Origin of the sequence: Aeromonas sp. 603757 (assembly GCF_049171255.1) — a bacterium.
Classification (GTDB): domain Bacteria; phylum Pseudomonadota; class Gammaproteobacteria; order Enterobacterales; family Aeromonadaceae; genus Aeromonas; species Aeromonas veronii_A.
This window is the reverse complement of record NZ_JAAKOE010000001.1, coordinates 1-21,808: the sequence shown is the minus strand read 5'-3', so window position 1 is coordinate 21,808 and position 21,808 is coordinate 1. Positions and strand designations below refer to the sequence as shown.

Annotated in this window: 19 protein-coding genes and 1 other RNA gene; 9 read left to right on the top strand and 11 right to left on the bottom strand. The window is 59.2% G+C overall.

The window, feature by feature from the left end; genetic code table 11:
• The first annotated feature begins 70 nt into the window (after positions 1 to 70).
• Both ubiU and G5332_RS00095 read left to right on the top strand, forming a co-directional pair.
• On the top strand, positions 71 to 1,066 hold the full coding sequence (gene ubiU / locus G5332_RS00100; protein ID WP_421311008.1) for a ubiquinone anaerobic biosynthesis protein UbiU: 996 nt from the start codon (positions 71 to 73) through the stop codon (positions 1,064 to 1,066).
• 11 nt (positions 1,067 to 1,077) lie between these two features.
• A complete protein-coding gene (locus G5332_RS00095) occupies positions 1,078 to 1,950 on the top strand; it encodes a U32 family peptidase (RefSeq protein ID WP_216978555.1) in 873 nt (290 codons plus the stop codon).
• A gap of 82 nt (positions 1,951 to 2,032) precedes the next feature.
• On the opposite strand, the gene ppsA is transcribed toward G5332_RS00095, so the two are convergent.
• Positions 2,033 to 4,405: a phosphoenolpyruvate synthase gene (gene ppsA / locus G5332_RS00090; RefSeq protein WP_227340759.1), complete on the bottom strand. Its 2,373-nt coding sequence runs from the start codon at positions 4,403 to 4,405 to the stop codon at positions 2,033 to 2,035.
• Between the two features lie 347 nt (positions 4,406 to 4,752).
• Between ppsA and ppsR the strand changes: the two genes are divergently transcribed.
• Positions 4,753 to 5,565, top strand: coding sequence for a posphoenolpyruvate synthetase regulatory kinase/phosphorylase PpsR (ppsR, locus tag G5332_RS00085; protein ID WP_005333888.1), 813 nt, complete (start codon positions 4,753 to 4,755; stop codon positions 5,563 to 5,565).
• A 239-nt stretch (positions 5,566 to 5,804) separates the two neighbouring features.
• Here the strand turns inward: ppsR and G5332_RS00080 are convergent, their stop codons facing one another.
• Positions 5,805 to 6,101 carry a hypothetical protein gene (locus G5332_RS00080; protein WP_266133859.1) on the bottom strand — a complete coding sequence of 99 codons (297 nt, stop codon included), beginning with the start codon at positions 6,099 to 6,101 and terminating at the stop codon, positions 5,805 to 5,807.
• Positions 6,102 to 6,487: 386 nt separating this feature from the next.
• On the opposite strand from G5332_RS00080, the gene G5332_RS00075 reads away from it, so the two are divergent.
• The gene (locus G5332_RS00075; protein WP_421172225.1) at positions 6,488 to 7,870 is read left to right on the top strand and encodes an amino acid permease; all 1,383 of its coding nucleotides are present in this window, start codon (positions 6,488 to 6,490) and stop codon (positions 7,868 to 7,870) included.
• Between the two features lie 100 nt (positions 7,871 to 7,970).
• Here G5332_RS00075 and G5332_RS00070 read toward each other — a convergent pair whose 3' ends face one another.
• On the bottom strand, positions 7,971 to 8,297 hold the full coding sequence (locus G5332_RS00070) for an ArsR/SmtB family transcription factor (RefSeq protein WP_042053131.1): 327 nt from the start codon (positions 8,295 to 8,297) through the stop codon (positions 7,971 to 7,973).
• A 106-nt stretch (positions 8,298 to 8,403) separates the two neighbouring features.
• Between G5332_RS00070 and G5332_RS00065 the strand changes: the two genes are divergently transcribed.
• Positions 8,404 to 9,474, top strand: coding sequence for a permease (locus G5332_RS00065; RefSeq protein WP_323905664.1), 1,071 nt, complete (start codon positions 8,404 to 8,406; stop codon positions 9,472 to 9,474).
• A gap of 97 nt (positions 9,475 to 9,571) precedes the next feature.
• Here the strand turns inward: G5332_RS00065 and G5332_RS00060 are convergent, their stop codons facing one another.
• Positions 9,572 to 9,763 carry a hypothetical protein gene (locus tag G5332_RS00060; RefSeq protein WP_421204716.1) on the bottom strand — a complete coding sequence of 64 codons (192 nt, stop codon included), beginning with the start codon at positions 9,761 to 9,763 and terminating at the stop codon, positions 9,572 to 9,574.
• Positions 9,764 to 10,500: 737 nt separating this feature from the next.
• On the opposite strand from G5332_RS00060, the gene G5332_RS00055 reads away from it, so the two are divergent.
• Positions 10,501 to 12,054, top strand: a complete 1,554-nt coding sequence (locus G5332_RS00055) for a methyl-accepting chemotaxis protein (RefSeq protein ID WP_421249181.1) — start codon at positions 10,501 to 10,503, stop codon at positions 12,052 to 12,054.
• A gap of 91 nt (positions 12,055 to 12,145) precedes the next feature.
• On the opposite strand, the gene gcvP is transcribed toward G5332_RS00055, so the two are convergent.
• From gcvP to gcvT, 3 genes are all read right to left on the bottom strand, one after another.
• On the bottom strand, positions 12,146 to 15,022 hold the full coding sequence (gene gcvP / locus G5332_RS00050) for an aminomethyl-transferring glycine dehydrogenase (RefSeq protein ID WP_421311007.1): 2,877 nt from the start codon (positions 15,020 to 15,022) through the stop codon (positions 12,146 to 12,148).
• 298 nt (positions 15,023 to 15,320) lie between these two features.
• On the bottom strand, positions 15,321 to 15,710 hold the full coding sequence (gene gcvH / locus G5332_RS00045) for a glycine cleavage system protein GcvH (RefSeq protein WP_005333898.1): 390 nt from the start codon (positions 15,708 to 15,710) through the stop codon (positions 15,321 to 15,323).
• Positions 15,711 to 15,794: 84 nt separating this feature from the next.
• Entirely contained in the window at positions 15,795 to 16,892 is a 1,098-nt protein-coding gene (gene gcvT, locus G5332_RS00040) for a glycine cleavage system aminomethyltransferase GcvT (RefSeq protein ID WP_005346577.1), read from the bottom strand.
• Between gcvT and G5332_RS00035 the strand changes: the two genes are divergently transcribed.
• Positions 16,869 to 17,096: a hypothetical protein gene (locus G5332_RS00035; RefSeq protein ID WP_216948418.1), complete on the top strand. Its 228-nt coding sequence runs from the start codon at positions 16,869 to 16,871 to the stop codon at positions 17,094 to 17,096. The two genes, gcvT and G5332_RS00035, sit on opposite strands and share 24 nt — an antisense overlap.
• Positions 17,097 to 17,308: 212 nt before the next feature.
• Here G5332_RS00035 and G5332_RS00030 read toward each other — a convergent pair whose 3' ends face one another.
• From G5332_RS00030 to G5332_RS00020, 3 genes are all read right to left on the bottom strand, one after another.
• The gene (locus G5332_RS00030) at positions 17,309 to 18,577 is read right to left on the bottom strand and encodes an FAD-dependent 2-octaprenylphenol hydroxylase (RefSeq protein ID WP_421311068.1); all 1,269 of its coding nucleotides are present in this window, start codon (positions 18,575 to 18,577) and stop codon (positions 17,309 to 17,311) included.
• A gap of 122 nt (positions 18,578 to 18,699) precedes the next feature.
• Complete coding sequence (ubiH, locus tag G5332_RS00025; protein WP_421311006.1) at positions 18,700 to 19,923, bottom strand: 2-octaprenyl-6-methoxyphenyl hydroxylase; 1,224 nt, start codon at positions 19,921 to 19,923, stop codon at positions 18,700 to 18,702.
• A 177-nt stretch (positions 19,924 to 20,100) separates the two neighbouring features.
• The gene (locus G5332_RS00020; RefSeq protein WP_005346580.1) at positions 20,101 to 20,670 is read right to left on the bottom strand and encodes a UPF0149 family protein; all 570 of its coding nucleotides are present in this window, start codon (positions 20,668 to 20,670) and stop codon (positions 20,101 to 20,103) included.
• 173 nt (positions 20,671 to 20,843) lie between these two features.
• On the opposite strand from G5332_RS00020, the gene zapA reads away from it, so the two are divergent.
• A complete protein-coding gene (gene zapA, locus G5332_RS00015) occupies positions 20,844 to 21,176 on the top strand; it encodes a cell division protein ZapA (RefSeq protein ID WP_167558254.1) in 333 nt (110 codons plus the stop codon).
• Between the two features lie 16 nt (positions 21,177 to 21,192).
• Positions 21,193 to 21,374, top strand: a non-coding RNA gene (gene ssrS, locus G5332_RS00010) — 6S RNA.
• A 41-nt stretch (positions 21,375 to 21,415) separates the two neighbouring features.
• Here the strand turns inward: ssrS and G5332_RS00005 are convergent.
• Positions 21,416 to 21,808, bottom strand: a 393-nt coding sequence (locus G5332_RS00005; protein ID WP_421311005.1) for an IS1595 family transposase, incomplete at its 5' end; no start/stop codon positions are given.

The window sequence follows — 21,808 nt, the reverse complement described above, 5'->3', positions numbered from 1 at the left end:
AAAGCGGGAGTGCATGGCTGCATACAATCAGGGCTCGTTTGCCCTTCATATGCACTCTCGGAGCGTACCAATGGAATTACTCTGTCCGGCAGGCAGTTTGCCGGCACTGAAAACCGCCGTGGATAACGGGGCCGATGCCGTTTATATCGGTTTCAAGGATGACACCAATGCACGCCACTTTGCCGGTCTCAACTTTACCGACAGCAAACTGGAGAAGGCGGTAGATTATGTGCATCAACATGGTCGCAAGCTGCATATTGCCATCAATACCTTTGCCCATCCCGGGGCCGATACTCGATGGAAACAGGCGGTTGATCGCGGGGTGGCCCTCGGCGCCGATGCGTTAATCATCGCCGATCTCGCCGTGCTGGAATATGCCAGCCGCCACTACCCCAAGATGGAACTCCATGTCTCGGTGCAGGCCAGCGCCACCAATGCCGCCGCCATTCGCTTCTATCAGCAGCAATTCAATGTCACACGGGTGGTGCTGCCCCGGGTGCTCTCCATGCATCAGGTCAAGCAGCTGGCCCGCGAGACCGATGTTGGCCTTGAGGTATTCGCCTTTGGCAGCCTCTGCATCATGGCCGAGGGGCGCTGCTATCTCTCTTCCTACATGACTGGCGAGAGCCCCAACACCGTCGGCGCCTGCTCACCGGCCAAGTTCGTCCGTTGGGAAGAGACCCCGAATGGCCTCGAGTCGCGACTCAACGAAGTGCTGATCGACCGCTATGGCCCGGGCGAAAATGCTGGTTACCCGACCCTGTGCAAGGGGCGTTTCGACGTGGATGGCCAGACCTACCACGCGCTGGAAGAGCCCACCAGTCTCAACACTCTGGGTCTCTTGCCCGAGCTGTTCAAGGCCGGGATCCAGTCGGTCAAGATTGAAGGGCGCCAACGCAGCCCTGCTTATGTGGAGCAAGTGACCCGGGTCTGGCGTGCGGCCATCGATGCCTATCAGGCCAATCCCGAAGCCTATCAGGTCAAAGCCGAGTGGGATGCCCAGCTCGCACGCGTCTCCGAAGGTAGCCAGACTACCCTCGGCGCCTACCATCGTCAGTGGCAATAAGGAGTCCACCCATGCAATTTTCTCTCGGGCCCCTGCTCTTCTACTGGCCCAAGGCCGATACCGAAGCCTTTTACCATGCCGCCGCCGACAGTCAGGCCGACATCATCTATCTGGGGGAGACCGTTTGCAGCAAGCGGCGCGAACTCAAAGTCGATGACTGGATTGCACTGGCCCGTCAGGTGGCCAACTCCGGCAAGCAGGTGGTGCTCTCGACCCTCGCCCTTATCTCCGCCCCTTCCGAGCTCAAGGAGGTGAAGCGGCTGGTCGACAATGGCGATCTTATGGTCGAAGCCAACGATCTCGGTACGGTGCAACTCGCCAGGGAGGCAGGGATCCCCTTCGTCTGTGGTCCCGCCATCAACGCCTATAACGCCGATGTGCTGCGCATGTTGCTCAAACAGGGGATGAAACGCTGGGTCATGCCGGTGGAGCTCTCCCGTGACTGGCTGATCCAGCTCAATCAGGATCTGGGTCCCCTGCGCGACCAATTTGAGGTGGAGGTGTTTGCCTACGGCCATCTGCCGCTCGCCTATTCGGCGCGCTGCTTCACCGCCCGCTCCCTCGACAAGCCCAAGGACAACTGCGAGCTCGCCTGCATCAACTACCCCACCGGACGACTGGCCAACAGCCGCGAGGGGGAGCGGGTGTTCAATCTCAACGGGATCCAGACCCAGTCCGGCTACTGCTACAACCTGGGTAACGAGCTGGCTGGTATGGAAGGTCTGGTAGATGTGGTCAGGCTTTCGCCGCAAGGGATGGAGACGCTGGAGATGCTGGCCCGCTTCAAAGCCAACCGGCAGGGCCAGGCTCCCCTCTCCTTGCAGCAAGGAAGCGATTGCAACGGCTACTGGCGCCAGATCCCCGGTATGAGCCTGGTGGAATAAGCCCAAGGGCAAAACATAAGATAATAGCGATCAAAAGGGGGCCATTAGGCCCCCCTTTCTAATCACTCATGTCGATAGTGACTTACTTGGCGCCATGCTGCTCCGCCAGATAGAGCCAGGTATCGACCACTGTATCGGGGTTGAGCGACACCGAGTCAATCCCCTGCTCCACCAGCCAGGCGGCAAAGTCAGGGTGATCGGATGGCCCCTGACCGCAGATCCCCACGTACTTGCCCGCCTTGCGCGCGGCCTGAATCGCCATCGACAGCAGTGCCTTGACCGCCTCGTTGCGCTCGTCGAACAGGTGGGCAATCAGCCCCGAGTCCCGATCCAGCCCAAGGGTGAGCTGGGTCATGTCATTGGAGCCGATGGAGAAGCCATCCACGTGCTCGAGGAACTTGTTTGCCAAGAGGGCATTGCTCGGGATCTCGCACATCATGATCACCTTGAGCCCCCGCTCGCCGCGGCGCAGACCGTTCTCGGCCAGGATGTCGATCACCTGCTCCGCCTCGCCCACGGTGCGCACGAAGGGGATCATCACCTCGACGTTGGTCAACCCCATCACATCGCGCACCCGCTTGATCGCCTCGCACTCGAGGGCAAAGCAGGGGCGGAAGCTATCGGCGATGTAGCGGGATGCGCCACGAAAACCGATCATCGGGTTCTCCTCGTGGGGCTCGTAGCCACGACCGCCCACCAGATTGGCGTACTCGTTGGACTTGAAGTCCGACATCCGCACGATCACCCGCTCCGGCCAGAACGCAGCGCCCAGAGTGGCGATCCCCTCGGTCAACTTGGCCACGTAGAACTCACGCGGGCTGTCGTAACCGGCGATCATCTTGCCGATGGTGGCCTTGAGCTCTGGGGTTTGCTGGTCAAACTCCAGCAGTGCCTTGGGGTGCACCCCGATCATCCGGTTGATGATGAATTCAAGGCGTGCCAGCCCCACCCCGGCGTTGGGCAACTGGGCAAAGTCGAAAGCGCGGTCCGGGTTGCCGACGTTCATCATGATCTTGATGGGCAGGCGCGGCATATTGCCCACCTCGGTCACCGCCACATCGAAGTCCAGCTCGCCGTCATAGATAAAACCGGTATCCCCTTCCGCGCAGGAGACGGTGATAAGCTGGCCAGCCTCGATGCTATCGGTGGCATTGCCACAGCCCACTACCGCCGGAATGCCCAGCTCGCGGGCGATGATGGCGGCGTGACAGGTACGGCCGCCCCGGTTGGTGACGATGGCGGAGGCCCGCTTCATGATGGGCTCCCAGTCCGGGTCGGTCATGTCGGTGACCAGCACGTCGCCGGGCTGTACTTCGTCCATCTGACTGATGGAGGAGATGACCCGCGCCGGGCCCGCGCCAATCTTGTGACCGATGGCCCGCCCCTCGATCAGCACCTTGCCCGCTTGCTTGAGGGCAAAACGCTCGAGGGTGTTGGCCTCCTGGCGGCTGCGCACGGTTTCCGGGCGTGCCTGCACGATGTAGAGCTGGCCATCCTGCCCATCCTTGGCCCACTCGATGTCCATCGGGCGGCCATAGTGCTGCTCGATGATAAGGGCCTGTTTCGCCAGCGCCATCACCTCCTCATCGCTGATGCAGAAGCGGCTGCGCTCGGCCTCATTGGTGTCGACAATCTTCACCTGACGGCCGTGACCGGCATCGTCAGAGTAGGTCATCTTGATAAGCTTGGAGCCGAGGGTCTTGCGCACCACCGCCGGGCGGCCCCCCTTGAGAGTCGGCTTGTGCACATAGAATTCATCCGGGTTGACCGCCCCCTGCACCACCATCTCGCCAAGACCATGGGCGCCGGTGATAAAGACCACGTCGTTGAAGCCGGACTCGGTATCCAGAGTAAACATGACGCCGGAGGCGGCGAGATCCGAGCGCACCATCCGCTGCACCCCTGCCGAGAGGGCAACACCCTTGTGGTCGTAGCCCTGATGCACCCGATAGGAGATGGCGCGATCGTTGAACAGGGAAGCAAACACATGCTTGACCGCCGTCATGACGGCATCGATGCCACGTACGTTGAGGAAGGTCTCCTGCTGACCGGCAAAGGAGGCGTCCGGCATATCCTCGGCGGTGGCGGAGGAGCGCACCGCAAACGAGGCCTCGACACCGGCACTCAACTTTTCATAGGCAACCCGGATAGCCTGCTCCAGCTCGGGCTGGAACGGGGCTTCGATCACCCAATCGCGGATCTGCTGACCGGCCCGGTTGAGGGCGGCGATATCGTCCACGTCGAGATTGTCGAGCAGATGGTGGATCTTGCCGTTGAGGCCGCTTGACTCCAGAAACTCGTTAAACGCAAAGGCGGTGGTGGCAAAGCCCCCCGGCACGGATACACCGGCGCCAGAGAGGTTGCTGATCATCTCGCCAAGGGATGCGTTCTTGCCGCCAACTCGTTCTACGTCCTGCATTCCGAGTTGTTCGTACCAGAGCACGTACTGTTGCACTTGGATGTCTCCAGGTTGGTGGGCACCGGTGCCATAGCACCTCGTGCGCCCGATTTAATCGATGAGGTTATGGGTAAGTCAGGTGCGTTATTGTCTGTTTCTTTTGTTGCCAACGACCATGAAAACGTTTTCTACTGATTTTCAAAAAAATCCCCGAGCAAGAGTTGGGGATGGTCGAATGACCGGAACATTCTACAATGGCGACACAAAAAGATAACGATTCAGGTTTGCAAGCCACTTCACAACTTGGGCACAGCAGACCGGTTGACAAAACTGGTATGGTTTCGGGAGATACTTCTCACCCCTTACCCCATGCGACCCCACCCGCGGTATCACAGGAGCCCTACGTGCACACCGTATTTTATGTTTCAGACGGCACCGCCATCACCGCCGAAGTGTTCGGCCACGCGGTACTGAGCCAGTTTCCGCTGGCCTTCGAGCAGATCACTATCCCCTTTGTGGAGACACTGGAGAAAGCCCGTCAGGTACGGATGCGGATCGACGAGCAGTTTCGCCAGACCGGGGTACGCCCCATTCTGTTTCACACCATCGTCGACCCGCTGGTACGGGAAGAGGTACTGAAATCGGAGGCGTGCGGCCACGACTTTCTCAATACCTTCGTCAGCCCGCTGGAGCAGGAGCTGGGGGTCAAAGCCGAGCCCCGCCTCCACCGCACCCACGGCATGGAGAACCGCAAGCTCTATGACGATCGCATCGAGGCGGTCAACTTCGCACTTGCCAACGACGATGGCATCACCACCAGGGAGTACGATGAGGCGGACATCATCCTGATCGGGGTCTCCCGCTGCGGCAAGACCCCCACCAGCCTCTATCTGGCGCTGCAGTTCGGCATTCGTGCCGCCAACTACCCCTTTATCGAGCAGGACATGGGCATGCTGGAGCTGCCCGCCCCCCTCAAGGCCAACCGTCACAAGCTGTTTGGCCTCACTATAGCGCCGCAGCGGCTGCACGAGATCCGTAACCAGCGCCGTGCCAACAGCCGCTACTCCTCCATCGAACAGTGCGAGCAGGAGCTGGCCTGCGTGGAGCGACTGTTTCGCCAGGAGGCGATCCGCTTCCTCGATACCAGCTCCCACTCGGTGGAGGAGATCAGCGCCAAGGTCCTCGAGGCAACCGGTCTGCGCCGCCAGCTCTGTTAAGCCAGCTTGACAGCTATCGGCATCAACAAAAGATAAAAATTACAGTGTCGCGGCGAAAGTCAGCTGTGGCGAACTGCAATTCACATAGATGACAGTGAAAAGCGTGGATAAAAAAGGGATAAGCACCACAAATGCTTATCCCTCTTCTTGTCGACCTTGGCGTTGTGCCCTTGTCACCTGCTGCCAGTTAGCCGCTATTCGATTCCGTTCTGCTGCGCTCGGCAAACACCCAGCGTTAACTAACGATTGAGCTCAGGGTTGTTCATCAACCGGGCATAGAAGGCCAGCAAACCGTGGCGCAGGCGAACCCGCTCCGCCAGCCAGCCGCCAACGAGCGCCCCCGTTACCCCACCCACCAGCAACAGCGACTGCCAGTAGTGCAGCAACTCCTGATCACCGAGTAACAGCCAACCCAGCAACATAATCGCGGCCACCAGCAACAACAGCGGACTGGCGGCAATCCCTAACCAGAGCGCCACCAGTACACCCTGGGCAACCCCTTGTTGCAGCACGCTTTCGCGCTCTCTGTACTCCAACTCCCTGCACTCTTCCCTGTACTCTCGCTTGTTTGGCATCATTTGCATCCATTTATGGCCTGGCACCACAAAAGCACACCAACAATACAAAATGTCAATAAAACAGAATTCGATTGCGCAAACATCAACCAGAAACTGCCAAGAAGCCTCTTCAGATCATGAAAAAGCTGCCTTTGGTACAAAACACGGCCATTAGAGATGGAAAACAGGTGCATTCATGGCGGATTATCACTATTCTGCTTCGGTTGCCAGCCAACACTAAAAATTGAAAATGGCATGGCGTAACGAAATAAATACAGCTTTCGTCAGGTTTTGGCTACGCACTGCGGCCTGCTCAGGATGAGCCCAACACCGACCAGAGACAACAGAGACGTAAGGACAGACCCATGGATTTGAAACAAGACTGTGAGGAGCTGAAGCGCGGCCTTAAAAACCGCCACATTCAGTTGATTGCTTTGGGCGGCGCCATCGGCACCGGCCTCTTTCTGGGCATTGCCCAAACCATCAAGATGGCAGGCCCCTCAGTCCTGCTGGGGTATGCCATCGGCGGCTTTATCGCCTTCCTGATCATGCGCCAGCTCGGTGAAATGGTGGTGGAAGAGCCGGTAGCCGGCTCCTTCAGCCACTTTGCCTACAAATACTGGGGTGAGTTTGCCGGTTTTGCGTCCGGCTGGAACTACTGGGTGCTCTACGTGCTGGTGAGCATGGCCGAGCTGACCGCGGTGGGCATCTATGTCCAGTACTGGTGGCCCGAGATCCCGACCTGGATGTCGGCAGCCTTCTTCTTCGTGCTGATCAACGCCATCAACCTCTCCAACGTCAAAGCGTTTGGCGAAATGGAGTTCTGGTTCGCCATCATCAAGGTGGTCGCCATCATCGGCATGATTGGCTTTGGCGGCTATCTGCTCCTCTCCGGTGCCGGCGGCCCCGAGGCAAGCGTCACCAACCTGTGGGCCCAAGGCGGCTTCTTCCCCAACGGCATCAGCGGTCTGGTGATGGCGATGGCGGTGATCATGTTCTCCTTCGGCGGTCTGGAGCTGGTGGGCATTACCGCCGCCGAAGCGGACAACCCAGAAAAGAGCATTCCCAAGGCCACCAATCAGGTGATCTACCGCATCCTCATCTTCTACATCGGCGCTCTGGCTATCCTGATGTCCCTCTACCCCTGGGGTAAAGTGGTGGAAGGCGGTAGCCCGTTCGTAATGATTTTCCACGCTCTGGACAGCAATCTGGTCGCCACCGTGCTCAACATCGTGGTACTGACGGCGGCACTCTCGGTCTACAACAGTTGCGTCTACTGCAACAGCCGGATGCTGTTCGGGCTGGCCAAACAGGGCAACGGCCCGAAAGCCCTGCTCAAGACCAACAAGAGCGGCGTGCCGCTGGTGGCCCTCTCGGTCTCGGCCATCGCCACCCTGCTCTGCGTGCTGATCAACTACCTGATGCCGGGCAAGGCGTTCGGTCTGCTGATGGCGCTGGTGGTCTCCGCACTGGTGATCAACTGGGCGATGATTAGCCTCGCGCACCTCAAGTTCCGCAAGGCCAAGGTCGCAGAAGGCGTCCAGCCCAAGTTCAAGGCGTTCTGGTATCCCTTCGGCAACTATCTCTGCCTCGCGTTCATGGCTGGCATTCTGGTGATCATGTATATGACCCCCGATTTCCGCATCTCGGTCGAACTGATCCCCGCCTGGCTGGTGGTACTGGGTATTGGCTTTGTCATCAAGCGCAAAGGACAAGCTCAAAGCAAGGTCGCAGCCAATCTGGGTTAATGCCCGAATCTAGCGACATCAATGCAAAACGCCGATCACATGATCGGCGTTTTTTTATTGCGCGCAGCGCAACTGACCGCACTACTAGCAGCCATAGCCCTCAGGAAGACAGCTCTTGCCTTTGATCTTGCCGATGCTCCGGGCTGTTGACGCAACACTCATCGCGGAAAAAGGCGATGATCTCCTCCAACACCGCGTATTGAGAGACGCAAAGCAGGGTGCGACTCTCCCGGTTTTGCTTCACCAGCCCCACCGAGACCAGCGCCGCAATATGGTGGCTGAGGGTGGAAGCGGGGATCGCCAGCTGCTTTTGCAGCTCCCCCACCGGCAGCCCCTGCTCTCCCGCCTTGACCAGATGCTTGAAGATAAACAGCCGGGTCGGATGACCCAGCTCTTTCAATGCCTTGGCGACCTCTTCCAGTTGCATCTCTGCGCCCTCCACGAATTTGATATTTCGATAATACCAGAAATATCTTGACCGGCCATTCATTTCGATTATTTTGGAAATATAGAAACCAAGTGAGGATACGACAATGAATGAGTGGTTAACCATGCTGACCGATGCAGCCCAGATGTTCCTGTTTCTGGCTGTCGAGCTGTCGGTGCTGTTTCTGGTCATTAGCGCCGGGGTCAGTCTGATCCGTCAGAAGATCCCCGACGAGAAGATCCAGCGGATGCTGGGGGCGCGCCATGGCAAGGGCTATCTGCTCTCAGCCCTGCTCGGCGCCGTCACCCCCTTTTGCAGCTGCTCCACCATCCCGATGCTGAGAGGACTACTCTCGGCCAAGGCTGGCTTTGGCCCCACCCTCACCTTCCTGTTTATTTCGCCCCTGCTGAACCCCATCATCGTCGGCTTGATGTGGGCCACCTTCGGCTGGAAAGTGACCCTGCTCTACGCCGTGATCGCCGCCAGCGTCTCCGTCATGGCGAGCATGCTGCTCGACAGATTGGGGTTCGAGCGCCATGTCATCGACCCCAAAGAGGCCACCCCCTCTTGCGGTAGCGGCTGTGGCCCGGCGACCCGCACCACCACTCAAGCACATTGCAGTGACAACCAACGCGGCGTCATTCGCGCAATCAAACCCCTCAACGGGGCAGCGTGCTGCCCGGCACCTCAACCAGAGATGGCAGAACAGGCCACCCTCTCCTGCTGCGGCGATGGCACGGCAGTCCTGACCAGAGCACCACAGCTCCCCACCGCCTGGGGCAAAGCTCGCATTGATGCCTGGCAGCAGTTCAAAGCGGTATTGCCCTTCCTGCTGCTGGGGGTGCTCATCGGCTCGTTTATTTACGGTTTTATTCCGGCCGAGTGGATCGCCGCCCATGCAGGCGCCGACAACCCGCTGGCCATCCCCTTCAGCGCCATCGTCGGGATCCCGCTCTACATCCGTGCCGAGGCCGTGATCCCGCTGGCATCGGTACTGCTGGGCAAAGGGATGGGAATGGGCGCCGTCATGGCGCTGATCATCGGCAGTGCCGGTGCCAGCCTGACCGAGGTGATCCTGCTCAAATCGATGTTCAAAACCCCGATGATTGCGGCCTTCCTTACCGTGATCCTCGGCATGGCGATCCTGATGGGCTACCTGACGCAACTGCTGTTTTAAGTCGCCCATCATTAAACAGACAGGGTGTTAAGCCAGCTGAGTGTGAAACCATCAGGCTTCCCATAGACAAAACGCCGATCAACTGATCGGCGTTTGTCTATTCCGTACGGCAATCTGCAACCGGCGTTACAGATATTGCCCGACGATGGAGCAGATCCTCGACGTCACGGGCGATATGGTCGGGTTGGTGTTCCCAGCGCTCCGGGGTCGCGCGGCTATAGGCGACAGCCACCGAGATCACACGGCTCTGCTCGCCAAGCGCCCCTTGCAAATGACGAGCAAACTGCACATCCGCTTCATGATCACCGATATAGATGAGCGACGGACACCTGGCTGGGCCGAAGATAGACTCCAGACATTTGAGGCCGCCGAAAGGGTGTTTTTTGCTACTGTGCGGGCACGTCATCGTAGCCAGCCACGGCCTTGAACTGGCTGTTCACACCATGCAGTTCAAGCACACGGAGAAGGGTTTTTAGGCGTTTTTCGAACAAATGCCATGGGAAATGGCAGAGAAATGGTCAATCACCACCTCCAGCTCCTAAAAAATGCACCTAAGTCCCTGTCTCTCCTGATGTTTGGCTCACAGACTGCCAGCCTGCACCATCTCGTCCCGCGACAAACCGTAGTAATCCCTATAGAGATCCTGCCAGTTCTTGGCGGCGTGATTGGCATGGTGATACTCCGCTTCGCTGCGCAGATAACGAGGTACTGATCGCCGGTCAGATGGGGGGCGACCTCAGCCAGGATCTGCTTGGCGATATCGATATTCTGCGGCACCGAATTGACCAAGGTGCCGTCATAATTCCATAAAATCGCCCCCAACTTAATTGCCTTACCTGTATCGCTGCGTGGCTATAAGTCATGCGATGTTACTTGGCTTGCGTCCCCCGCCAAACCGTTGCGATGGAAGATGTGTAGATGCCCCTGCTAGGCGCAGAACAGTTAATGAGCAACAACACAATAAAATGAGCAGCCTCTGCCATACTCAGACGATGCATTCCGTTATGGTAAAACCGGAGCCTGATCATGGTAACCAACACACCTCACACTACAGATACCGAAGTTGAATTTACCGACAACGTCCAGTTGGTATCGACCACCGATCTCAAAGGGGACATCACCTACGCCAATCCGGCGTTTTGTCAGGTGGCAGGCTATCGCCTGGAAGAGATGCTGGGACAACATCACAACCTGGTACGCCACCCAGACATGCCCAAGGCGGCATTCGCCGATCTCTGGGCCCATCTAAAAGCGGGCAAGCCGTGGCGGGGCATAGTCAAAAACCGCTGCAAGGATGGTAGCTATTACTGGGTTGATGCCTATGTCACCCCGATCTATGAAGATGGCAAGATGGTGGGTTACCAATCCGTTCGTTGCCGACCCGCCGCAGAGCACAAAGCGCGTGCCAACAAGATGTACAAAACCCTTAAGGCACGCGAAACCGGCTCCGCCATTCACATGGGGCAGCGCCTGCTCACTCCGGCCATGATGACCATACCCCTGCTGCTGCTCAGCGTGATCAGCGCGCTCTGGCTGCTCACACCACTGCAGGCGCTCTGGATCATCATTCCCCTATTGGCCACCCTCTGGTTCAACCGTAATGCGCTCTTCCTCACACCGCGATTCTTGCAACAGCTTGAGCAGGACTACGACAGCATCAGCCGCCTGATCTTCTCGGGGGATGCCCCCCACAGCATTGCCGATTTCCATATCAAGCTCTGGCAAGCCAGAATCCGTACCGTGCTGGGAAGAGTCGATGACACCACACTCTCGCTCAATGCCATGGCCAACAATTTGAGTGGTTCGGCCGCACTGGCCAGCAGGGATATCTCCTCACAGGATATGCAAATTCAGCAAGTCGCCACCGCAGTTACCCAGATGGCATCAGCTGCCGAAGAGATCAGCCGCAATATTCAGGACAGCAACCAGCAGATAGAAGAGGCGCGCAACCATTGCATCACCACCAGCAATCAGCTTTCCGATGCGGGAGAAGAGATGTCGGCACTGGCTACCCAGGCAGAGCAGGCCTTCCAGTCGGCCGTCGAGCTGGCAAGCGAGTCCGAACGGATCGGCAGCATCATGAGTGAAATTCGCGGGATTGCGGATCAAACCAACCTGCTGGCACTCAATGCCTCCATTGAAGCAGCGCGGGCGGGCGATCAGGGACGCGGCTTTGCAGTGGTGGCTGACGAGGTACGCAGCCTGTCGACCAGAACCCATAGAGCAACAGAGCAGATCCAGAGCAGCATTGGTCATATCCAGCAAACCCTCGGGGGATGGAAAGAGATGATGCATCTCAATGTGACCAGAACCAATGATTGCCTCGCAACCACTCGGGCAAGCACCGGCAACCTGAATCAGGTCGTGATCGAAATAGACAAGGTCTCTGATTTTTCCAATCAAGTTTCCGCTGCAGCGACCCAGCAGCAAGCGGTGATCGAGGAGATCTGTCGTAATATCAATCAGATATCCTCACTTTCTCACGATAACAGCCTCAAAATCGATCAGGTCAGTAAAACCAGTGCCAACTTGCAGAGCAAAGCGAGCCAGCTCAAGGACCTAAGCCGGACATTCGGATAGCAGCATGCAGATAAAGTCCATGTAAACGAAGGGCCACCCGTCTGGGTGGCCCTGTTGTTTATACGGCTTAACTGTTGCTCCTGGACGCTACTTACTTGGCGTAATCCTCGGTCGGAATGCAGGAGCAGAACAGGTTGCGATCGCCGTAGACGTCGTCGATGCGGTTCACAGAGGGCCACAGTTTGGCGGCGCGCACAGCGTCGGACGGGAAGACCGCCTCGGCGCGGCTGTAGCCACGGGACCACTCTGCATCCATCACGTCATCCTGAGTGTGCGGCGCATGAACCAACGGGTTGTCGGCGAGGCTCCACTGCCCCTCCTGCACCTTGGCAATCTCGGCGCGGATGGACGTCATCGCCTCGACGAAGCGATCCAGTTCGCGCTTGGATTCCGACTCGGTCGGCTCGACCATCAGGGTGCCCGCCACCGGGAAGCTCATGGTCGGTGCGTGGAAGCCGTAGTCCATCAGCCGCTTGGCTACGTCCATCTCGCTGATGCCAGAAGCCTCCTTGAGCGGACGGATATCCAGAATGCACTCGTGCGCCACCCGACCGTTGCGGCCAGAGTAGAGCACCGGGAAGGATTCACCCAGCTTCTTGGCCAGATAGTTGGCGTTGAGGATCGCTACCTGAGTGGATCTCTTCAGCCCCTCGTCACCCAGCATGGCGATATACATCCAGCTGATGGGCAGGATGCTGGCCGAGCCGAACGGTGCCGCCGACACGGCGCCGTTGTCACGGCTCTCCTTGTCGGTCTTGACCACGGCGTGACCAGCCACGAACGGTGCCAGATGCTTCTTCACGCCGATGGGGCCCATGCCCGGGCCGCCACCGCCGTGAGGAATGGCGAAGGTCTTGTGCAGGTTGAGGTGAGAGACATCCGCCCCGATAAAGCCCGGCGCCGTCAATCCAACTTGCGCGTTCATATTGGCACCGTCCAGATAGACCTGACCACCGTGCTGGTGAACGATGTCGCACACCTCCTTGATGGTCTCCTCATACACCCCGTGGGTGGATGGGTAGGTCACCATCAGGCAGGAGAGTTGATCCCCCGCCTCGGCGGCCTTGGCGCGCAGGTCGTCGAGATCCACGTTGCCGGATTTGTCACAGGCGGTGACGATCACCTTGAGCCCCGCCATCTGGGCAGAGGCCGGGTTGGTCCCGTGGGCAGAAGCCGGAATGAGGCAGATATCGCGATGCCCCTCGCCACGGGACTCGTGGTACTTCTTGATGGCGAGCAGACCTGCGTATTCGCCCTGCGCACCTGAGTTGGGCTGCATGCAGACCGCATCGTAACCGGTCACCTTCACCAGCCAGTTTTCGAGGTCGGCCAGCAGCAGCTGGTAACCCTTGGCCTGGGCCAGCGGAGCGAACGGGTGCAGCTTGCCGAACTCGGGCCAGGTCACCGGGATCATCTCGGCGGTGGCGTTGAGCTTCATGGTGCAAGAACCCAGGGAAATCATGGCGTAGTTGAGCGCTAGATCCTTGGCTTCGAGACGGTGGATATAACGCAGCATCTCGGTTTCGGAGTGGTACTTGTTGAACACCTCGTGGGTCAGCACGGCGTCGGTGCGCAGCAGATCCTGCGGGATGGCGTGATGAGCCTGAGCCGCCTTGTCGAGGGCCTCAATATCCAGTCCATGGCCTTGACCGAGGAAGAGATCAAACAGCTCGGCCACATCGCCACGGGTAGTGGTTTCAGAGAGCGACACCCCTACCGCACCGTCGAGGTCTGCACGCAAGTTGATGCCATTGGCTTCAGCCTTGGCAATGAGTGCTGCTTTATCTGCCGTCAGCACGGTCAGGGTATCGAACCAGCTGGCATGCTTGAGGGCCACCCCCTTGGCCTTGAGGCCAAGCGCCAGAATGGTGGTGAGACGGTGCACGCGGGAGGCGATGGTCTTCAGCCCCACCGGACCGTGGTAGACGGCGTAGAAGCTCGCCATATTGGCCAGCAGCACCTGAGCGGTACAGATGTTGGAGTTGGCCTTCTCGCGGCGGATGTGCTGCTCGCGGGTCTGCATCGCCATACGCAGGGCACTCTTGCCACGGGCATCCTTGGAGACACCGATGATGCGGCCCGGCATGGAACGTTTGTAGGCATCGCGGGTGGCGAAGAAGGCGGCGTGGGGGCCACCATAACCCATGGGCACACCAAAGCGCTGGGCGGAGCCCAACACCACGTCGGCACCCAGCTCGCCCGGGGATTTGAGCAACATCAGGGAGAGCAGATCGGCGCTGACGCAGGCCAGCCCTTTCTGGGCCTGTACCGCGGCAATCAGGGCACGCAGATCTTTCACCTCACCTGTGGTGGTGGGGTACTGGAACAGGGCCCCGAACACCTCTTCGCTCACTGCATCGCTCGCAGCGCCAACCGCCACGTCGAAACCGAAGTGAACCGCGCGCTCCTTGACCACGTCGATCACCTGCGGGTGCACGTCATCGGCAACAAAGAAGAGGTTGGATTTGGACTTGGCCATCCGTTTGGCCAGCGCCATCGCCTCGGCGGCGGCGGTCGCTTCATCCAGCAGGGAGGCGCTTGCCAGATCCATGCCGGTCAGATCCAGCGTCAGCTGCTGGAAGTTGAGCAGGGCTTCGAGACGGCCCTGTGCCAGCTCGGGCTGGTAGGGGGTGTAGGCGGTATACCAACCCGGATTTTCCAGCACATTGCGCAAAATGACGTGGGGCACATGGGTATCGTGATAACCCATGCCGATGTAGCTCTTGGCAATCTTGTTCTGAGCGGCATAGCCCCTGAGCTTGGCCAGCGCCTCCACTTCGGTCATGCCGGCACCGATCCCCAGCGGGCCCGGCAGGCGAATGGCGGCGGGCACGGTCTGTTCAATCAAATCGTCCAGGCTTTCGGCCCCGACGGTCGCCAGCAGCTGGCGCAGCTCTTCCTCGCCCGGGCCGATATGGCGGCGGACAAAATCGGTTTTTTGCTCGAGTTCAAACAGTGACTGGGTCATTTCCCTATTTCCTGATAAATAAGTCCTGGCATGACATCCTGATAACCAAGACCTGATGTTCCTGATCGTCGGCTGATACCGACTCCACTCATGTTCTGGGTCCCGCAGACAGGATGCGGCACCGGATGCTGCGGCAGCATCAAGAGGGGATCGCCTTGTTGCGAACCGGCCCGTTTGCCCTGGCAAAAGCAGGCAAGCAAACGGCAGGCGCGGGCGACTTCACCCTTCCACCGGCCGGTGCTTGCCCGGCTGGCGGTCATACAAAGGGGCCCTGCGGTGTTGGCAGGGCCCGGGGGCATTACTCTTCGTCCACCACGTTCTGGTAGCCTTCGGCATCCAGCAGGTTGGCCAGCTCGCTCTCGTCATCGAGCTTGATGCGGAACAGCCAGCCAGCGCTGTAGGGGTCGGAGTTGACCAGCTCGGGGCTCCCTTCCAGCTCTTCGTTGACGGCGATGATCTCGCCGCTCACCGGGCTGTAGATGTCGGAGGCCGCCTTGACCGACTCGGCCACGGCGCAGTCGTCACCGGCACTGACCTGCTTGCCCACTTCCGGCAGCTCGACAAACACCATGTCACCCAGCAGCTCCTGGGCGTGCTCGGTGATACCGACCACGGCCTCGCCGTTGGCTTCAACACGGATCCACTCGTGGGAAGTGGCATATTTCAGTTCGCTCGGGATATGGCTCATTTGTGCTTCCTTTGATCTTTGAGTCGCGTTTAAAAACGAATATGAAAAGGGATGGGGGAGGCACTGCCCTCCCCCAAGACGATGTTAAACCAGCTTCTGGCCGTTACGGACGAAAGCGGGCTTGGTGACCTTCACGGTGACCAGCTTCTTGCGGATCTCCACCTCGGCCAGCTCACCGATATCGCGGGGCACCCGCGCCAGGGCAATACTGTAGCCCAGGGTGGGGGAGAAAGAGCCGGAGGTGATCACACCTTCCCGCTTCTCACCGTTTGCCGCGGTGAAGGTAACGGGCATACCGGCACGCAGCACCCCTTTCTCTTCCATCACCAGCCCCACCAGCTTGGGCTGATTGCCCGCCGCTTTCTGTGCTTCCAGCACGTCGCGGCCGATGAAGTTGCGATCGCTCGGCTCCCAGGCGATGGTCCAGGCCATGTTGGCGGCGAGCGGAGAGACCGACTCGTCCATATCCTGACCATAGAGGTTCATCCCTGCTTCGAGGCGCAGGGTATCGCGGGCTCCGAGGCCGCACGGGGCGACGCCGTTATCCAGCAGCGCTTGCCACAGCTCGCAGGCTTTCTCTTGCGGCACCACGATTTCATAACCATCTTCGCCGGTGTAGCCGGTAGTGGCGATAAAGAGATCGCCAGCCTGCACGCCGAAGAAGGGTTTCATCCCCACTACGGCAGTGCGCTGGGCGGCGCTCAGCACGGCTGCAGCCTTGACCTTGGCGTTGGGGCCCTGCACCGCAATCATCGCAAGCTCCGGACGCTCGGTCACTGTGATGTCAAAATCGATGGCGTGATGGCGGATCCAGGCCAGATCCTTCTCGCGGGTAGCGGAGTTGACCACCAGCCGGTAGAAGGTATCGGTTAGGTAATAGGTGATGAGATCATCGATCACGCCGCCTTCCGGATTGAGCATGCCGCTGTAGAGGGCCTTGCCGGGGGCAGTGAGTTTGGCCACGTCATTGGCCAGCAGGTGTTGCAGAAAGGCTTTAACCCGTTCGCCGGTCAAATCGACGATGGTCATGTGGGAAACATCGAACATACCGGCATCGCTGCGCACCGCGTGGTGCTCTTCCAGCTGGGAGCCGTAGTTGATGGGCATTTCCCAACCGTGGAAGTCCACCATCTTGGCGCCGGCTTCCAGGTGTTTGGGATGCAGTACAGTAGTCTGGATCATCGCATTCTTTCCTTAGCAAAAAGCCTTTTCGCTTTGGCGACCACCCTTGCGATCCGTGCCACCGCTCTGACTGCACTACGTACAGCAAAAAGCGACCGGATCCAAAAGTGTGTGCTCGCTCCTGCCCTTGCCAGGCAAGAGGGATTCCTTGAACGGAGCGGATTATATGACAAGCAGGCGAGCGTGCCGCTCAAAAAAAACTAATCCCCTCTCGTAAAACTGACCCCAGACACTAAGATAAATGCAGTGATAAAAACAGCCATAAGCCGACTCAGGCGAGATTAAATTTTGATTTTTACCGTTTCGTCACAATTTGCAGAAAAACGTTTCGCTCCAGAGCAAAATTAAAGGCTGACACCCAAAATGGGTCATCAGCCTTGTCGGATTACTTTTGTTGTCAAAAACGGCGAGTAATATTAGTTTTTTTCACCCTTGGCCTGCATGGCACTGCCCTTGGTCGCCGCAACGACCCAGTCAGGACGGGCCAATGCGGGCAACTCGCCCTCCAATCCCATGGCGGCGCGGATCACCCCCTCCTTGAAGGGCGTCAGCAGATTGGCCGCGCGCAATCCCACGCCCCGCACCAGCTTCTTGAGCGGGTTGGCCCCGCTGAACAGCCGCTTGAGCCCTTCCATCGCTGCCAGCATGCGAGCCGCCTCGCTCTTGCGCCAGCGCTCGTAACTGCGCAGGTTGGCGAGCAGGCCGATATCCTCGCCCGCGGCATGATTTTGCAAGATCTGCTCCGCCAGCGCGGCAGCATCCAGCAGGCCGAGGTTGACCCCCTGCCCCGCCAGCGGGTGGATGGTGTGGGCAGCATCCCCAACCAGCACCAGCCGCTCGCGAGCAAAGTCGCGGGCATAGCGGGCAGTAAGCGGAATCGCGCTGCGCGGCCCTTCCACCTTGCACAGACCGAGCCGGGCATCGAAGGCGGCAGTAAGCTGGCGATTGAACTGCTCGTCATCGCAGGCGCAGAGCGCCTCGGCGCGGGCCGCAGGCAGCGACCAGACGATGGAACAGAGGTTCTCCTGCCACAGCGGCAGGAAGGCGAGCGGGCCATCCGGGGTGAAGATCTGGCGAGCAACCGCTTCATGGGGTTCGGTGCAGCGCACCGTCGCCACCAGGGCGTGGTGGCCATAATCCCAGCTGGTGAGCGGGATATCGGCCTGACGGCGCACCCAGGAGTGGGCGCCATCGGCAGCCACCACCAGTTTGGCCGAGATGGCCTGACCATCTTCAAGGAGCAACAGGGCGCCCGCCGGGCCGCTCTGCAGGCTCTTGGCTCTGGCGGGGGTCAGCAGCTGGATATTGCTGGCACCTTCAATCGCCTCAAGCAGCGCCAGCTGGATCACCCGATTCTCGACGATGTGGCCGAGGTTGGCTTGACGCAGGCTGGCGGCATCGAAGTCGATATGGCCAAAACTGTCCTGCTCCCACACCGCCATCTTGTCGTAGGCCTGCAGGCGGCGCGCTTCAATGCCGTCCCAGGCGCCAACATGGCGCAGGATCTGCTGGCTGGCCAGACTCAGGGCGCTGACCCGGTTATCGGCCACCTCCCCCAACTGCGGGTCGGGCAGTTGTCCCTCCACCACCAGCAACTTGAGGGCGCTATGTTTCAAGGCCGCAGCGAGCCCCAGCCCCACCATGCCGCCACCGACAATCACCACATCCACATTTTGCATCTGCATCATCTCATCCTTTCAGGGCTGACCGGCTGGCCAGCGAGGGGACGCCCGCAGGCATCACCTCTTTATTCAATAGGTTTTGATCAACGAATGGTGGTCAACAGGTTCCACTCAACAAGTGCTGGCTAGTTGCCGCACACATCAGCGACAAAGCCCAGGGTGCGCGAGGCAAGCGGCGCCTTGAGGCACGGGAATCGCCCCATCAGGGTGAGCGCCAGATTGCGCCCCGCCACCAGCGGATCGTGACCATTGGAGAAGAGCTGGGCCAGCGAGGAGGTGAGCCAGACAGTCTGCGCCTGATCGCGCTGACGCTGCTGCCAGTAGCCGCTCAGCACCTTGAAGCTACCGATATCCTCCCCCTCTGCCAACGCCTTTGCTACGGCGCCGGTAAGCAGGTCCAGATCCCGCATCCCGAGGTTGAAGCCCTGTCCGGCAATCGGGTGCAGCGCGTGGGCGGCATTACCGACCAGCACGGTGCGCTGGGCCAGCGGGTAGTCGCAGGCGGTCAGAATGAGCGGATAGACATTACGCACGCCACATCGCTCGAAGCGACCGAGCCGCCAGCCAAAGGCCTGCTGCAGACGGGCAAGAAACGCCTCCTCATCGAGGGCCATCAGCTCATCCACCTCATGCTGCCCGACGCTCCATACCAGCGAGGAGAGCCCATCCTGCATCGGCAACAGGGCCAGCGGCCCCCCTTCGGTAAAACGCTCGAAGGCGCGTCCCTCAGGGTCTTGCGCCGTTTTGACCGTGGCGATGATGGCGTGCTGCTCAAAGTCGTGGCGGGTCACCGGCAACTTGAAGTGCTGACGCACAAAGGAGTTGCCGCCGTCTGCCGCCACCAGCAGGCGGGTCTCAATCTGTTCACCGCTCTCGAGAGTGAGGGTCACCTTCTCCTCATCGGGCACAATCTCGCTCACCCGTGCCGGACAACAGACCCGGATATTGGGAGAGGCCGCCATCGCCCGTTGCAACTCATGACCGGCAGCTGCAAGCTCGATCACTTGGCCCAGCGCGGGCAGACCGTATTCGGCAGCCGACAGGCGAGCCTGACCGAAGTGGCCCCGATCCGAGACATGAATCTGGGTAATGGGGGCGCAATGGGGGGCAAACAGCGGCCAGAGTCCGCGTCGCAACAGCGCATCACAGGTACCGGCCGAGAGCGCAATGGCGCGGGCGTCGAACCCTGAATGGGTGTGCTGTTCGGGGACGCTTGCCTCCAGCAGCAGGATCTCGAGGGGGGAGCCATCGGATCGAAGCAGGGCTGCCAGCGAGAGGGCCAGCACGGCGCCGCTCATTCCACCGCCGACCAGGGTGACATCGACCTGTCGCACATCAGATTGAGACATAAGCAGAGAGGAAGAAGTGAAAAAGGTTGCCTCATGCTATCACAAAGCCGCTGGCCGAATGCGAGGTCACCGGCAAAAAACCGGTTGCGCCTCACAGGGTTAGCCACCACAAGGGAATAAAAAAGAGCGCCATCAGGCGCTCTTGCAGATTCAGTAAGGGTCGCGTTGACCCGCACCTCAATGCAGGGTCGGCGGCGCGCTCGGGGTATCGGGGCGCTTGCCAAACTCTTCGAAGGCCATCATGACCCCCAGTTTGACGTGTTCGTAGAGCACCAGGAAGGAGGCTTCGTTCTCGTCATCTTCCTGATCGAACTCGGCAGAGACCTGAGTGATGCTGGCGATATCCTGGATCATCTCCTGCAACTCTTCCGACGCGCGCGACAACTCCTGCTGCACCACGCCGAAACCGGCCAGAAACGCCTGTGACCAGTCCACCAGCGAATCGATGCGCTCGTCGAGGGGAGCATCATCACTTGGCAGCAGCAGCTCGACGCCCTTCTGGGCCATCAAGCTCTCGACCACATTGTGATAAAGATCGGTCATCACCTGGCGCACCGGGGCCGGCAGGCCGAAACCGTCGTTCACCAGATCGTTGAAATGGGGCACCCAACTCTTGTCGTCCAGTGCCACACCGCCGCACACCAGACCGCAGATCACACCATGGGCCTCTACTGCGCTGGCCATCAGCTCATGTTGTTCCATGATGTCGGCCACTGCCGCATATTTAAGGGGGTTCGTTTTGCTCATCGAGGATCCGCTCAAAGTTCAGTCAAATTTGCAGAATTAATGGTCAGGATCCTAGCATTCTCCCTCTTGCAGAGCCAGCAAGGCCTTGAAACTTATGCATCTGCGCTATATAGTCCCGCCCAGTTGTCCACGTGGATAAAGGCGGAAATCAGCTCCGCCGTATTGAGGAAGGCATGAGCACAGAGGCCGTAGAAATCGTCATTTTGGGACGTCCCTACAAGGTATCCTGTCCCTTGGGACAGCAGGATGCCCTGCGCCAGGCCGCCGAGCAGCTGACCGACAAGTTGATCGACCTGCGTCAACGCTCCAAAGTCTCCAGCAACGAGCAATTGGCTATCATGGCGGCGCTCAATTTCTGTCATGAGCTCTGCCTTGAAAAAGAGAAGAACCACCAATACTCTGAGACCATGGACAAGCGGATCAAGATGCTGCAGCGCACCATCGAAGCGGCCCTGATCGAGCACGGACAATATGGTGATGCCAGCGAAGAGGGGCAACAGCCCTAATCGCAAACCGTTTTAAAATTCCCTGGGATGTTTGTCAGCCGGTTCAAGTCCCCGAGCCGATATTCATACCAAACAGGGGATCTGCCTTCTGGCTATTGCGCATGCTCGGCACGACCGAGAAGCCTGCGGTCAGATCCGATCCCCGCCTTGAACCGACGGTTCAAGGGCCCAAACCGGCAACGGCATCTCGGGGTACCAACAGTAAAAGCCCGTCACCAACGTGACGGGCTTTTTCTTGGCTATGTCCCAATTACGTGTTGCATGGGGCGCCCCAGGGCCTCATACAAACACACTTTGATATTTACGCCTTTTCCGTAACGCTCCAACATCCTGCGCCAACCCAGGTAGTTCTTCAGGTAGTGCGTCGCCACTCCATGAAATCGCTCCATCCACTCTTTCAACCGATGGTGATATCCGTTCACATGCTGGATGTGATACGCACCGACTACCCGTTCGCCTTGACGATTGCGCACCACCTGATGGGTTATACCCTGTTCCTTGCTGAAACAGGCATACACACCCGCCCCATCGCTACACAGCACCGCATCCGGTGACACCAACGGCTTCAACACCGCGATGACCGTCTCGGCATCTATTTTCTCCAACTGGAAATCCGCATGGTGGCCTGCACG